The 14,290-nt window shown below is 65.5% G+C and carries 14 protein-coding genes; 3 read left to right on the top strand and 11 right to left on the bottom strand.

All coding sequences use genetic code 11. From position 1 onward, the window contains the following. Position 1: 1 nt before the first annotated feature. The 10 genes from BJP62_RS06990 to BJP62_RS06945 all read right to left on the bottom strand — a co-directional run bounded on the left by BJP62_RS06990 (position 2) and on the right by BJP62_RS06945 (position 10,961). A complete protein-coding gene (locus BJP62_RS06990) occupies positions 2-1,987 on the bottom strand; it encodes a secretin N-terminal domain-containing protein (protein WP_070528246.1) in 1,986 nt (661 codons plus the stop codon). Continuing rightward, positions 1,984-2,517, bottom strand: coding sequence for a hypothetical protein (locus BJP62_RS06985; protein ID WP_070528240.1), 534 nt, complete (start codon positions 2,515-2,517; stop codon positions 1,984-1,986). Before BJP62_RS06985 ends, BJP62_RS06990 begins: the two co-directional genes overlap by 4 nt. Beyond that, the gene (locus tag BJP62_RS06980) at positions 2,517-3,077 is read right to left on the bottom strand and encodes a hypothetical protein (RefSeq protein WP_070528235.1); all 561 of its coding nucleotides are present in this window, start codon (positions 3,075-3,077) and stop codon (positions 2,517-2,519) included. Before BJP62_RS06980 ends, BJP62_RS06985 begins: the two co-directional genes overlap by 1 nt. After that, positions 3,074-3,604, bottom strand: a complete 531-nt coding sequence (locus tag BJP62_RS06975; protein ID WP_070528233.1) for a hypothetical protein — start codon at positions 3,602-3,604, stop codon at positions 3,074-3,076. Before BJP62_RS06975 ends, BJP62_RS06980 begins: the two co-directional genes overlap by 4 nt. Further along, complete coding sequence (locus BJP62_RS06970) at positions 3,601-4,401, bottom strand: hypothetical protein (RefSeq protein WP_145927138.1); 801 nt, start codon at positions 4,399-4,401, stop codon at positions 3,601-3,603. The genes BJP62_RS06975 and BJP62_RS06970 overlap by 4 nt, the downstream gene beginning before the upstream one ends. Then, a complete protein-coding gene (locus BJP62_RS06965; RefSeq protein WP_070528230.1) occupies positions 4,382-6,040 on the bottom strand; it encodes a GspE/PulE family protein in 1,659 nt (552 codons plus the stop codon). The genes BJP62_RS06970 and BJP62_RS06965 overlap by 20 nt, the downstream gene beginning before the upstream one ends. Then, positions 6,040-7,212, bottom strand: coding sequence for a type II secretion system F family protein (locus BJP62_RS06960; RefSeq protein WP_070528228.1), 1,173 nt, complete (start codon positions 7,210-7,212; stop codon positions 6,040-6,042). Before BJP62_RS06960 ends, BJP62_RS06965 begins: the two co-directional genes overlap by 1 nt. 23 nt (positions 7,213-7,235) lie before the next feature. After that, positions 7,236-7,685: a type II secretion system major pseudopilin GspG gene (gene gspG / locus BJP62_RS06955; protein ID WP_070528227.1), complete on the bottom strand. Its 450-nt coding sequence runs from the start codon at positions 7,683-7,685 to the stop codon at positions 7,236-7,238. 282 nt (positions 7,686-7,967) lie between these two features. After that, the gene (locus BJP62_RS06950; protein WP_070528225.1) at positions 7,968-9,929 is read right to left on the bottom strand and encodes a glycosyl hydrolase family 18 protein; all 1,962 of its coding nucleotides are present in this window, start codon (positions 9,927-9,929) and stop codon (positions 7,968-7,970) included. Positions 9,930-10,367: 438 nt separating this feature from the next. Then, positions 10,368-10,961: a superoxide dismutase gene (locus BJP62_RS06945; RefSeq protein ID WP_070528223.1), complete on the bottom strand. Its 594-nt coding sequence runs from the start codon at positions 10,959-10,961 to the stop codon at positions 10,368-10,370. A gap of 150 nt (positions 10,962-11,111) precedes the next feature. On the opposite strand from BJP62_RS06945, the gene BJP62_RS06940 reads away from it, so the two are divergent. The 3 genes from BJP62_RS06940 to BJP62_RS06930 all read left to right on the top strand — a co-directional run bounded on the left by BJP62_RS06940 (position 11,112) and on the right by BJP62_RS06930 (position 13,209). After that, the gene (locus tag BJP62_RS06940; RefSeq protein ID WP_070528221.1) at positions 11,112-12,032 is read left to right on the top strand and encodes a CobD/CbiB family protein; all 921 of its coding nucleotides are present in this window, start codon (positions 11,112-11,114) and stop codon (positions 12,030-12,032) included. A gap of 198 nt (positions 12,033-12,230) precedes the next feature. Next, positions 12,231-12,461, top strand: a complete 231-nt coding sequence (locus BJP62_RS06935) for a hypothetical protein (protein ID WP_070528218.1) — start codon at positions 12,231-12,233, stop codon at positions 12,459-12,461. A 97-nt stretch (positions 12,462-12,558) separates the two neighbouring features. Then, positions 12,559-13,209: a fumarylacetoacetate hydrolase family protein gene (locus BJP62_RS06930; protein ID WP_070528215.1), complete on the top strand. Its 651-nt coding sequence runs from the start codon at positions 12,559-12,561 to the stop codon at positions 13,207-13,209. Positions 13,210-13,230: 21 nt separating this feature from the next. Here BJP62_RS06930 and tsaD read toward each other — a convergent pair whose 3' ends face one another. Beyond that, entirely contained in the window at positions 13,231-14,256 is a 1,026-nt protein-coding gene (tsaD, locus tag BJP62_RS06925) for a tRNA (adenosine(37)-N6)-threonylcarbamoyltransferase complex transferase subunit TsaD (RefSeq protein ID WP_070528212.1), read from the bottom strand. Positions 14,257-14,290 lie beyond the last annotated feature (34 nt).

Below are 14,290 nucleotides of genomic sequence, written 5' to 3'. Positions count from 1 at the left end.
GTCAGCGGCGGCCGAGGCCGCTGCGCGGTACCGGCGCGTCGGCCGCTGCCGTGGCGGGCGCCTGTGCCGGCGCGGCAGGCGCTGCAGCAGCCGGAGCCGGAGCCGGAGCCGGAGCCGGAGCCGGAGCCGGAGCCGGAGCCGGAGCGGGCGGTGGAACCGGAACCGGTGCCGGCGGCGGTGCCGGGACGCTGCCGCCCTGTGCCGAGTAGTTCATCGACGACGCCGGGCGCAGCCGCAGCGGGTCGGTCGAGATCGACGCGTCGGTGCCGCTGTCGAACTGCGTGACGTAGCCGCCCGGGATCGGCAGGTTGCGGACGATGCGCGGCGTGATCGACAGCACGAGTTCGGTCTTGGTCGCCGAGTCCTTCTTGCTGCCGAAGATCCGGTCGAGGATGGGCAGCTCGCCCAGGCCGGGGATCGCGTCGCCGGTGCTCTGGCTGTTGCGGCTCAACAGGCCGGCGAGGATCTGCGTTTCGCCGTCGCGGCCGCTCATATTGGTTTCGGCGCGGCGGGTGCCGATCTGGTAGGCGATCAGGCCGGTCTTGGTCTGGATTTCCTTGGTGACGTTCGACACTTCGAGCTGGACCTTGACGCCGACGTCGCCGTCGACGCCGATGATCGGCTCGACATTCAGCGTCAGGCCGACATCCTGATAGTTGATCGTTTCGCTGACCACGCCGTTCGAGTTGGTGGTCGTCACCACCGGCAGCCGGTCGCCGATCAGGATCTTGGCCTTGTCGCGGTTCTTGACGCGGATCTTCGGGTTGGCGAGCACCGTGCCGTTGCCCTTGCTGTGGACCATGTTCGCGGTGATCGTCGGCGTGCCCATGTTGACGAGCACGTTGCTCTTGTTCACGTCGTTCAGCTTGTCGAGCGTGATCAGCCCCGGCGTGAAGCCGCCGGCGGCGTCGAAGCCGCCGACCGTCGCGCTGACGCTGTCCGGGTAGCGGATGCCGAGGTTGAGAACGTCGCTGCTGTTGACCTCGAGCACCTCGACCTCGAACACGACCTCCGACTGCGGCAGGTCCTGCGCGGCGATCAGCCGCTCGGCGACGGCGATCGCTTCGGGCGTGTCGCGCATCACCAGCATGTTCAGCCGCTCGTCGATGTAGACGTCGCGCGTCTTGACCATCTGCTTGAGCATCGACAGCACCTGCTTGGGGTCGGCGTTGGAGAGGTAGAAGGTCCGCATCACCAGATCCTTGTAGTCGCGGTCCTTGTCGGGCCGCTTCGGGTAGATCAGGATCGTGTTGTCGTTGAGGATCTTCTTGTCGAGCTGGTTGGTCGCCAGGATCAGGTTGATCACGTCCTCGACCGTGGTGTCGCGGGCAAAGATCGTCGTGCGCAGGTTGGCCGGCACGTCGCGGTCGAAGATGAAATTGACCTTGCCGATGCGCGCGACGATGTCGAACACGCTCATCACCGGCTGGTCGCGGAACTGCAGCGAGATCGGGCTCTTGAGCGCCTGCGCCAGCGCCGGGCGCAGATTGGCCTCGCGGGACTTGCGGTTCTCGATGTCGTCCTTGAGCTTCACCGCCTGCGGGTTGCGCGGATTGTCGGCAAGCACCTGGCGCAGGATGTCGAGCGCCTCGTCCGGCCGCTTGTCCTTGATCTCGCCGGCGAACTTGAGCATCGAGTCGTTGCGCACCGTGCGTTCGAGCTGGCGCATGCCCTCGAGTGCGCGCACATTGCCCTGATCCCACGACAGCATCTGCTGGTAGCGTGCCAGCGCGGTCGGCATGTCGCCGCGGGCGCGGGCGGTTTCGGCCTCCTGCAGCAACTGGCCGAGCTGCTGGTCGAGCTGGCGGCGGTAGGCGGTGCGCAGCTTGATGTCGTCCGGATACTGCTGCACCGCGGTCTGCAGCGCTTTCAGGCCTTCCTGCGTGTTGCCCTGCTGGATCAGCGCTTCGCCTTGTTGGCGCGCACTGTCGGCGGCACAGCCGGCGAGCAGCGCGGTCAGAACGGTGATGGTCAACGCGCGCTTCACGGCGTTCCTCCTATCGGCAGCACCTGCTGCTGATTCAATGGCATGAATGTAAAGGCGACGACGTCGCGGCCGACCTTGTCGATCCGCCAGGTGCCGAGCAGGATTTCGCCCTGCTGGACCCGGCCGAGCGCATCGCAGCGGTTGCAGACGACGTACTGGTCGCCGCCGGCCTGCAGCACGACGTAATCGGTGCCGCGTTCGTGCCAGGTCGACACGATCTGGAACGGCAGCGGCGGCGCGACCGGCACCGGGGTCGGCGTCGGTTTGGCCGGCGGTGGCGGTGGCGGTGGCGGCGGGGCCCACGTCTGTCTCGGAAACAGGTTGACCGCGCTGGCGTTCGAGGCGGCCGATGCGCGAGCGACCACGGTACGGGCGACGGCACTCGCTTCGGACGCGATCTCGCGCACCGGCTGCGGCCGGCGCGCCGCGACACCGGTGTCCGCGGGTTGTTCGGCACTTTCCTGCCAGATCGTATAGACGGTCAGCAGCGCCGTGAGGCCGAGGATGATCTGCAGCGGGCGCGACAGCATCAGCGGCCCTCCTGCTTGAGCGGTTGCGGATCGGCGACTTCGGTCAGATAGGAGAGCTGCAGCTGGATCGCCAGCGACTCGTCGCCGATCTGATGGCGGCTCATGCTGACCGACTCGATCCGCACGCCGGGAATCTCGCCCAGCGCGTGCAAGAAGGCGCGCAGCGATGGGTAATTGCCGCCGGCGGGGAACTGCAGCCCGTAGCGCATCAGGTGGCCGTCGCCTTCGGTCACGCTCTTGTAGTCGCTCTGCACCACGCCGATGCCGTGCTTGGCGGCGAGTTCGGACAATTCGCCGAGAAAGGCGGTGAAGCTGGTGTCCGGACGCAGCCGGACGTAGGCCGGTGCGCTGGCGACATCGCTGGCGCGCGCGGTGTGCCGCAGCTCGCCGCGTTTGGCCGAGACGGCCAGCTCGCGCTTGTCGAGGTCGCGCTCGACCGGTTCGACCTGCTGCTTGAGCAGCAGGACGGCCATGATGATCAGCGCGAGGCCTGCCCAGCCGAGGGTGCCGGCGTAGCGCGGCCAGCGGCGCAGATGCCAGACGATCTGCTGGATCTTCATGGTGCCTCCGCCGCGCGCCAGCGCACTTCGACCGCCGCATTGGCCGGCTTGAACGGGTCGGCGGACTTGATCGACTGCCGCGCCAGCGAGACGCGGGCGACGTCCGGCTGGGCCGCCAGCGCGTCGATCCACGCGAGCAGGTCTTTCGGCGTCCTGGCCTCGAGCTCGAGCTTGAGGTCGCGTTCGGTCGTGCTCACGTCGATCTTGGTGTAGGCAATCGTCGGCCGCCACGCGGCTTCGAGCGCGCCGAGCCCCGTGTCGGGCGACGCGGCCTGCGCGCGCACGATCGCGGCGACCTTGTCATTGAGCGGCGCGTCCTTCTGCGCGTCGAGCTCCGACGCTTCCTGGCGCTTGATCAGCCACGACAGCTCGGCTTCCTGCGTGTCGACGAGCTTGCGGCGCTCGTCGGCGACGTCCTGGCGGGCCAGCACCCACAGCAGCAGCACGATGCCGGCGACGACCAGTGCCAGGCCGAGCCACGGCGTCGCCGTCGGCTTGCGATGGAAATCGAGGTGGATCGTCCTCACGCGGCGACCTCCGGCCGGGCCCATTCGCGCGTGGCGTCGAGCAGCGGATGCAGGCCGCCGAGCCAGTCGAGCTCGAAGCCGTCATTGTCGTACTCGGCCGGTTGCTGGGCCGAGGCGAGGTAGAGTTCGCGCGGAACGAAGTCGCTGGCAAGCATCGCGGCGTCGCGCACCAGTGCGGTCAGCGATGCGCCGTTGAGGCCGGCGGCCGGGGCCGGCAGTGTGACGACGCCGCGCCAGTGGCGCTGCTTGCGGAACAGGCAGCTGACGTGTTCGGCTTCGGCGACGATCAGCGCGAACTCGCGCGCCTTGAGCTCGCCGTGATAGCGGTTGGTGACGTCGGTCAGCAGCGGGGCGACCGCATGCAGCTTGCACTTGCGCGTCCGGGCCAGTTCGACCAGCGTCTGGAACAGCCCCTGGTCGAGCGCGGCGGCGAGCCGCGGCGCGCCATAGCGGCCGTCCTCGATGGCGATGCGCCAGCTGTCGGTCGCGACGTTGAACTGCGACGCCATCAGCACCCGCGCGTAACCCTGCCAGTCGGCCTCGCGCTTCAGGTTGTCCTGCCACGGCAGCACGCTGTAGCGCACCCACGGCGCGCCCAGATGCAGCGTCAGCGTGTCGAAACGGCCGGCCGGCGCGTCGGCGAGCAGCTGCTGCAAACGCAGCACCGCGGTGTCCATCGTGCCGTCGATGGTTTCGGCGCGGCGCGTGACCGGGCCGCGCGGCCAGCGGGGCCGGCTGGCGAGCAGGACCTGGCTGCGCAACAGCCAGCCGTGATGGTCAATCGACAAAGGTGACACGATTGATTTCCTGCAGGGTGGTTTCGCCGCGCGACACGGCCAGCAAGGCCATCTGCCGCATCGACGCAAAGCCGGTCCGGCTGGCGAGCGTTTTCATTTCGCCGGGCGGTGCACGGTTGACGATCGCGACCTTGAGGTCGTCGTTGAGCCGCAGCACTTCGGCAATCGCCTTGCGACCCAGATAGCCGGTATTGCGGCAGGCCTTGCAGCCCGTGCCCTTGCGGAAGCGCCATGCGGCGACGTGGTCGCGGGAAAGGCCCGAGGTTTCGAGCAGTTCGTCGTCGGGATTGTCGTCGGTGATGCAGTGCGGGCAGATCTTGCGGATCAGCCGCTGCGCGACGACGCCGATCAGTGCGTCGACGAAGCTGTGCGATTCGACGCCCATGTGCATGAAGCGGTCGAGCACCGAGAAGGCGTTGTTGGCGTGCACCGACGTCAGCACCAGGTGCCCGGTCAGCGCCGCCTGGACGGCGATGTTGGCGGTTTCGCCGTCGCGGATTTCGCCGACGAGGATCTTGTCCGGGTCGTGCCGGAGGATCGAGCGCAGCCCGCGCGCGAAGCTCAGGCCCTTCTTGTCATTGACCGGAATCTGCAGCACGCCGGGCAGTTGGTATTCGACCGGGTCCTCGATGGTAATGATCTTCTCTTCACCGGTATTGATCTCGGACAGCGTCGCGTACAGCGTCGTTGACTTGCCCGAACCGGTCGGCCCGGTCACCAGCAAGAGGCCGTACGGCTCGTTGGCGAGCGAGCGGATCGCCGCCATCGTCACTTCCTCGTGGCCGAGGATGTCGAGCCGCAACTGCTTGAACGAATCGCCGCCGCCCTGTTTGTCGAGCACCCGCAGCACGGCGTCCTCGCCGTAGATCGACGGCATGATCGACACGCGGAAGTCGATGTCGCGGCCGTTCATGATCACCTTGAAGCGGCCGTCCTGCGGAATCCGCCGCTCGGCGATGTCGAGGTCGGCGAGCACCTTGATCCGCGACACGGTCTGTTCGGCGGTTTCGATGCCGTTGGCGCCGCCGATGTGCAGCAGCACGCCGTCGATCCGGTACTTGATCGACAGGCCGGCCGGCGTGCTCTCGAGGTGGATGTCCGACGCCTTGGACTTGAGCGCGTCGTACAAGGTCGAGTTGACCAGCTTGACCACCGGGTTGCTGTCGGCGGCAATCGTCGCCAGCGAGATTTCCGGCACGCCGTCGTTGCTGGCCTCGCCGTCGCCGCCGCCGGCGAGCTGGTCCATCGCCCGGTGGCTGGTTTCGTACTTTTCCAGATAGCGGGCGACGTCGTCGTAATGACCGAGCGCATTGCGGAACGCGACCGAGACCCGCTGCAGCGCCCAGTTGCGCGTGGCCGCATCGAACGGATCGCCGTAGACCAGCGACAGGCTGCCGTCGGTGTCCTCGACCAGCACGCACTGGTGTGCGATGGCATCGGCGTACGGCAGCAGGTCGTAGCGCGGGAACAGCGCGTCGAGGTCGGACAGCGTCAGCGCTGGCAGGCCGAGGAAGGTGCTGACGTCGAAGCGGTAGTCGTCGTCGGAGGCACCGAGCGTCTGCTGCAGCAGCAAGGGCAGCGGCGTGTCACCGCGATTGGCACGCAGGTGCTGGATCAGGTCGAGCGTCAGCGCGGACATCAGTGGACACTCCCCGCGAGTTCGAAAATCGGCATGTAGAGCAGGAAGACGATGGTGCCGATCATCACGCCGATGAACAGCATCAGGATCGGCTCGAACAGCTTGGTGAACATTTCGATGCCGCGGTCGAGCTCTTCGTCGCAGAACTGCGCCGAGCGCTCGCACATCGTCGCCAGCTCGCCGCTCTGTTCGCCGACGCGCAGCAGCCGTTCGGACACCGGCGTCGTCAACTGGTAGCGCGGCAGGGTGGCTGACAGGCCCTGGCCGGCGCGGATGTCGACGATCGCACGGCCGAGTGCCAGACGCATCGGCGTCGGCAGCAGCTGCGCCGCCAGTTCCATGGCCGCGACGACCGACAGGCCGCCGGCGAGCAGCAGGCCGACGGTGCGGTAGAAGCGGGTGAGCGCGAACAGCCGGCGATAGTCGTCGAGCCGTGGAATCCGCCAGACGATTTCCATCAGCGCGCCCTGGACCGACGGCGTGCGCAAGAGCAGCACGATGCCGGCGATGGTCGCGGCGATACCGGCGAACAGCCAGTGGCCATGCTGGTGCACGAGGTCGCCCCACCACAGCATGATCTGCGCCGCGAACGGAATATTGCGCATCGACGCGTAGATCTGGCTGAACTTCGGGATCACATAGAACAGCAGGAACAGCATGATGCTGCCGCCGATGGTCAGGATCACCATCGGGTAGATCAGCGCGGCGACGACCTTCTTCTTCACCCCCGCGAGCCGGGTATCGTAGTGGTGGTAGCGCTTGAGCGCGTCGGCCAGGTGGCCGGTCTTTTCGGCCGAGCCGACGGTCGCGATATAGAGCGGCGGGAAGTGTTCGGGCATCTGCGCCAGCACTTTCGAGAACGGCAGGCCCTGGTAGAGCGTTTCGACCATCCGCGTCAGCACCACGCGGCTGCCGTCCTGCGCGCTTTTTTCCTTCAGCGTTTCGACGGCCTCGACCAGCGTCAGCCCGGCCTCGAGCAGCGCGATCAGCTCCTGCGTGAACAGCGACAGGCCGAACTCGCTCTTGCGGAACGCGAGCCGTTGCTGGGCCTGGAAGCTGACGAGCTGGGCGCCCTGCGCCGCCAGCCGACTGCGAAGCTCGGCTTCGTTGGCCGCGTCGAGCTCGAGTTCGGAGAGGCGGCCGGCCGCCAGCGCCTTGACCTTGTAGCGCATGGTGAACTACCGGGACCGGGTGATCAGTAACTGATGTCGGTGTCTTCGCCGCTGCCGCCCGGCTTGCCGTCGGCGCCGAAGGTCAGCAGGTCGAAGTCCTTGCCGTTCTCGCCGGGGCGGCGATAGACATAAGGGCGGTCCCACGGGTCGCTCGGGACATCCTTCATCAGGTAGGGGCCCTGCCAGCGGTTGCCGGCGTCGGCCGGCTTGGCGTTCAGCACCGCCAGCCCCTGCTCGGTGCTCGGGTAGCTGCCCATGTCGAGCCGGTAGTTGTTCAATGCGTCCGACAGCGATTTCATCTGCCCGGCGGCGGTCTTGGCCTTGGCTTCGCCGACCTTACCGAACAGCTTGGGTCCGACATAGCCGGCCAGCAGGGCGATGATCAGGATCACGACCAGCAGTTCGAGCAGGGTAAAGCCGCGCTGGCGGGCGTGGCGGAACCATGGGCGGGAGGTGCGGCCGGACTGCTTCATGGTGTGTCTCTTTCTAATTGGTATCGGTATCTAACGCCGCGGTGCCTGCCGACGGGCGTGAATAGTTGTCTTCCTTCCTGCGTGCCATCCTAACCGCGCCGGCTTGGCCGCGGCAAGCCTTTCGGAGCCGGCTTCGGCAATTGCGCCAACCCAGCCGGCATGCGGCTTTGCAGCATATTCCGCACGGCAGGAAAAACCGACCTCAGGTCAGTTCGTTTCTTGCATTGCGGCAAGAAAAAACCCCCGGTTTCCCGGGGGTCAAACAGCACGATTCGACGAGACTTATTCGCGAACCTTGGCCATGGCCTTGGTCAGTTCGGCATCGGCCGTATCGCCATCGAGCGACCAGCTGAATGCGCCTCCCAGCTGGTTGGCCTTGATGTAGTCGACCTTGGTCTGGATATCGGTCGGGGTATCGTAGCTCCACCAGGTGGTGCCGTCGTACTTGTACGACTGCTTGGTGACCGGGTGGTAACGCAGCGTGCCGGCGGCGTTCTTCAGGACCTTGTAGTCCTCGATGCCGGCTTCATACGTGCCCTTGGCCGCACCCGTTGCAGCCTGGTACAGGCCATCACCGTTCGGGCCGGCCTTCACGCCGGTCCAGCCGCGGCCGTAGTACGGCACGCCGACAACGAGCTTGTTGCGCGGAGCACCCTTGGCGATCAGCAGCTGGATCGACTCGTCGGTGTTGTAGTACGACACCAGGCTGCGCTGACCGGTCTTCGAGTCGATGTAGTTCGGATTGTTGACATCCTTGTACAGGTGCGACTGGAAGTCGGTCGGGCCTTGGGCTGCCCAGCCGCCGTTGTAGTCGTAGTTCATCACGTTCACCCAGTCGAGGTACTTGGTGTACTCGGCCGGATCGGTCATGTCGATCTTGTCCTTGCCGGCGCCGATGGCGACGGTGAGGGCGTAGCGCTTGCTGTTGGCTGCGCCGATCGCGTCGAGCTGGGTGCGGAACTCCTTGAGCAGCAAGGTGAAGTTCTCCTTGTCGGCCGCGCTGACGGTGTTGTACGGCTGGCCGATCACGCCCGGGAATTCCCAGTCGATGTCGATACCGTCGAACACACCGGCGCCGACGCCCGGACCACCGGCGTTCGAGCCGGCGTCAAACGGCAGGTTGCCCTTGATGTACACGTCGATGCACGAGCTGACCAACTGTTTGCGCAGTGCGTCGGTGCTGGCGGCTGCCGAGAACCACTTCGACCACGTCCAGCCGCCGAGCGAGATGAAGACCTTCAGGTTCGGGTGCTTGGCCTTCAGCTGCTTGATCTGGTTGAAGTTGCCCTTGAGCGGACCGGAGACGCCGTTGCGCGGATCATCCCATGCCGGCCAGCCCCAGGCGTCGCCCGGGAAGCCCTTCTGGTAGTCGGCCCAGGCGTCGCCACCGGTGCCGGCATCGGCGGCATTCGGATCGGTTGCACCCGGCTCGAGCTTGTTGATGATGCCGCACTCGTAACCGCCGTTCTTCTGGTACAGGTTGCCGAACGCGTAGTTGATGAAGGTGAGCTTGGCTGCCGCGCCGCTGTTGCTGATGTCGGCGACCTGGTAGTTGCGGCCGTAGATGCCCCACTGCGCGAAGTACGAACCGGCCTGGACCGTCGGGGTGCCGGTCGGGGTCGGGGTCGGCGTCGGCGTCGGAGTCGGAGTCGGAGTCGGAGTCGGAGTCGGAGTCGGAGTCGGAGTCGGAGTCGGAGTCGGAGTCGGAGTCGGAGTCGGCGTCGGCGTCGGAGTCGGCGTCGGCGTCGGCGTCGGAGTCGGCGTCACGCTGCCTTGGACTTCCCACGGGCCGTACTGCTCGGTACCCGGCACGTTGTTCTGCGTCCACCACTTGGCCTTGTAGGTCACGCCGTTATGGGTCACGCACTGGCCGGCGGTGTAGACGGCGGTGTTCGACCATGCAGCGCAGCCGCTCGGCGTCGGAGCCGGGGTCGGCGTGGCGGTCGGGGCGGGCGTCGGTGCCGGGGTCGGTGCAGGCGTGGGGGCCGGCGTCGGTGCCGGGCTCGGCGTACCGGTGCTGGCGCCGGCGGCTTTCCACAGTGTCGGGCTCGATGCCGGGTTCCAGTTGGCACCAACGTAGGCGGTGTGGGTCACCAGTGCCTGATAGTCGTTACCGCTGTACGACACATAGGTGCCGGCGGTATAGGTCTGGCCTTCCTGCCAGGCCGGGTAGGCAGCGTAGGCGTGCGCGGCAAACAGCGCAGCCGGCAGCACGGCCAGGGCGAAACGATTGTGTTGCGACATTCGGGAGTCTCTCCATCCTTTGAATCGTCGATAGACCCGGCTGGCTTTAATACCAGTCAGGTCCGTATTGCCACACAAATTTGCCTGCGTGGCGCGCATTCCGGCTTGTCATGATTTCGGAATGCCGACGGATTATGACCGACAGGTTATGGAAGTCAACTCATTGAAAAGTATGGATAAAACCGTACGGCTTCAATTAATTACTTGCGATGTAATTAAATGATTGGCGATCAAATTTGCGGCACAACGGCTGATTATTTGCCTATTTTGCTAATACCATTGGCCGAGTGGTATGAAGGGTGGGATCGACCTGCCGAGCGGCGCTTGCCGAGGCGTCTCGTTGCGGCGCGGATACAAAAAAGGACGGCGATTGCCGTCCTTTTCTTTTCAAGCTCCGGGCAGATTGCCAGGGCCGAATGCTCTTGTCGGGGGTGAAACTTACGCCGCGAGGCGTTGCGCAACCACATCCCAGTCGACCAGCTTCCAGAACGCCTCGAGGTAGTTCGGGCGGCTGTTGCGGTAATCGATGTAGTACGCGTGTTCCCACACGTCACAGGTCAGCAGTGCGGTGTCGGCGGTGGTCAGCGGTGTGCCGGCGGCACCGGTGTTGACGATGTCGAGGCTGCCGTCGGTCTTCTTGACCAGCCAGGTCCAGCCCGAGCCGAAGTTGCCGGCGGCCGAGGTATTGAACGCTTTCTTGAACTCGTCGAACGAACCCCACTTGGCGTTGATCGCGTCGGCGAGCGCGCCGGCCGGTGCGCGGTCGGCAGCGGTCGGGTTCGGCTTGAAGCCGAACCAGAAGAAGGTGTGGTTCCAGATCTGGGCCGCGTTGTTGTACAGGCCGCCTGCCGGGGCCGTTTTCACGATCTCTTCGAGCGACTTGCTCTCGTTCTCGGTGCCCTTGATCAGGTTGTTCAGATTGGTGATGTAGGTCTGATGGTGCTTGCCATAGTGGTACGACAGCGTTTCGGCCGACATGTACGGCGCGAGCGCATCCTGAGCGTAAGGCAGTTCCGGCAGTTTGTGTTCCATCGTTTTCTCTCCAATTGGGGGTGGTACGCTGGTCGATATGGGGGCGGTGGTCGGAAACCTCAAGCAGGGCGGCGCGCCTTGGGGGAGCTGCCGGGCCTGTGGTATCTTGCGCCGGGTGTATTGCAGCCTGTCTCGACCTAAGCTAGAGCCATGACCATTCTATCCCTGATCCTCGCCCTCGCGCTGGAACAACTGCGGCCGATCAGCAGCCGCAATTCGCTCTACCTGGCGTTCATCCGCTTCGCCAACCGGCTCGAGCGCGGCCTGAATGCCGGCGAGGTCCGCAATGGCGTCTACGCCTGGGGTATCGCGGTTCTGCCCATTCTCGCGGTCGTCGTGATCGCGTACTGCCTGCTGGCGCGAGCCAATCCGCTGTTCGGCCTGGTGTTCACCGTGCTGGTGCTGTACCTGACGATGGGATTTCGCCAGTTCAGCCACGCGTTTACCGCGGTATCCAAGGCGCTGCAGGCCGACGATCTGGCGACGGCACGAGCGATGCTGGCGGACTGGACCGGCCAGCACACGTCGGAAATGACACCGAACGAGATTTCGCGCCTGGCGATCGAGCAGGGGCTGATCGACTCCTACCGTTACGTGTTCGCACCGGTGTTCTGGTTTGCCGTACTGGGCTGGCTGGTCGGCCCGGCCGGCGCCTTGCTGTATCGCGCCGCCAGCCTGCTGGCAACCAAATGGGGCGGCCGCGACGACCCGTTCGGCCGCTGTGCCGAAACCGTGCTGGCGTGGCTCGATTACCTGCCGGTGCGCGTCACCGCGGCGGGATTTGCGGTGATGGGCGACTTCGAGGATGCCGTCTATTGCTGGCGCTCGCAGGCGCGGGCCTGGGTCGACCGGGCGCAAGGCATTCTGCTGGCGTCGGGTGCCGGTGCGATCGGCATCCGCCTTGGCGATGCGCTGCACATGGACCATACGGTCAAGTTTCGCCCCGAACTCGGGCTTGGCGACGCCGTTAGCCCGGATTACCTCGCCTGCGCGGTCGGGCTGATCTGGCGCGCCATCCTGCTCTGGCTGGTGCTGGTCCTCGGTTTGACCATCGCGATGCTGGTCGCCTGAAGACTGTCGTGAAGCCTGCACAGGATTGAATGGGGCCAAATTGATACAGCCGTATGAGGGTGGCTTTATTTTTGGGTGGGCCTGACATAACCTTGCCGGTACCGGCTTTACGCAAGTTTTGGTCGGCCGCCAGGCATGGCTGAATAATCTGCGCTTTGCCGAATGGCCCGAAATCACCCTCTCGTTGGAGATCCAATTATGAAAAAGACCCTCGCTACCCTTCTGACTGCTCTGTTCGCCTTCGCTTCGGTTGGCGCGTTCGCAGGTGCCGAAGGCCAGTCTGGCCAAGAACAAGCTGTTGAAGCTGGCAAGGCGCCGGCAACCAACAACGTCAAGAAGACCAAGAAGAAGAAGGCTTCGGCTGCTGCTTCGGGCGCTGCAGAAAGCGCGAACATCGCCAAGGAACGCAAGGAAGCCGGCCCGAAGTAATCGGGATTCGCTTCAGGAAAAAAGCGGGCTTCGGCCCGCTTTTTTCATGCCTGCCGTTCGCGTATCGTCGTGGGACTATCAATGGCAGGAGTGAACGATGGCAATGGTCGAGGTGGCGGGCAAGGCGTGGCAGGTCGGCAATATCTTCTGTGTCGCGCGCAATTACGTCGCACACGCCAGGGAAATGGGTAGCCGGATCTTGGCCGAGCCGGTGGTGTTCCTGAAGCCGACGTCGGCAGTCCTGCGCGAGGGCGAGGCGATCCGGCTGCCGTCGTGGTCGAGCGACGTCCATCACGAGGCCGAGCTCGTCGTACTGATTGGCGGCGGTGGCAAGGATATTCCGGCTGACGGTGCGCTGGCTCACGTGGCCGGTTACGCGCTGGGGCTCGATCTGACCGCGCGTGACGTCCAGGCCGAGGCCAAGAAGGCCGGTATGCCGTGGACGCTGGCCAAGGGTTTCGACGGCGCGGCCGTGCTGACGCGCTTCGTCGCGCCCGAGGCCTTGCCTGCGCTGGACGCGGTGAGTTTCGATTTCTACGTCGATGGCGAGCGCCGTCAGCATGCCGATGTGAGCGACATGGCGTTCGATGTGACGACGCTGATTGCGTGGATTTCCAGCCGGTTCACCCTGCAGCCGGGCGATCTGATCTACACCGGTACGCCCGAAGGTGTCGGCCCGATCAAGGCCGGCGAGCAGCTGCGGCTGGTGCTTGGCGAGTCGATCGACGCCCGTTTCGACGTCGTCTGACCGGTACCCGCCGGTGGGGAATCAGGCCGCCGGCAGCGCCGCCAGATCCCAGCGCGGCTTGACGCCAAAGCGGTAGTCGGCCGCGGCGTACTTGAGGCGCATCGCGCCGGCAAAGGCGATCATCGCGCCGTTGTCGGTGCACAGCGCCAGCGGCGGGTAGAAGACCTCGAAATGCCGTCGTCTTGCCGCATCGTCGAGGCCGGCACGCAGTTGCCGGTTGGCACCGACACCGCCGGCGATCACCAGCCGCTGCATGCCGGTCTGTTTCAGCGCGGCCAGGCATTTCTTTGCCAGTACCTCGACGATCGCCTCCTGGAAGGCGGCGCAGATGTCGGCGCGCGTCGCATCGTCGAGTGCGCCGTCTTCGCCCTGTTCCTTTTTGACCAGATTCAGCACTGCAGTCTTCAGTCCGGAAAAGCTGAAATCGAGGTCGCCCGAGTGCAGCATCGGCCGCGGCAGCTTGAAGCACGTCGCGTTGCCGCTGTCGGCCAGCTTCGAGACTTGCGGTCCGCCCGGATAGCTCAGGCCGAGCAACTTGGCCGATTTGTCGAAGGCTTCGCCGGCGGCGTCGTCGACGGTTTCGCCGAGTAGCTCATAACGGCCGATACCATGCACGGCCATCAACTGGGTATGGCCACCGGACACCAGCAGCGCGACGAACGGAAACTGCGGGGCCGGATCGGCGAGGAGCGGCGAGAGCAGGTGGCCTTCGAGGTGGTGGACGCCGACGACCGGCTTTTGCAGTGCGAAGCCGAGCGCGTTGGCGACCGATGCGCCGACGAGCAGCGCGCCGGCCAAGCCCGGGCCTTCGGTGTAGGCGATGGCGTCGACGTCGGCGATCGTCCGTCCGGCTTCGGCGAGGCAATCCTCGAGCAGCGGCAGTACGCGGCGGATGTGGTCGCGCGATGCGAGCTCGGGCACGACGCCGCCGTATTCGGTGTGCATGGCGATTTGCGAGTGCAGCCGGTGCGCGAGCAGGCCGGCATCGGTCTCGTAAAGGGCGATGCCGGTTTCGTCGCACGACGATTCGATTCCAAGGACGAGCATGGTGTTCTGTATGGCAACTGGAATGCGCGTATCG

The organism is Jeongeupia sp. USM3, assembly GCF_001808185.1.
Lineage (GTDB): Bacteria > Pseudomonadota > Gammaproteobacteria > Burkholderiales > Chitinibacteraceae > Jeongeupia.
This window is presented reverse-complemented; position numbering and strand designations above follow the sequence as displayed.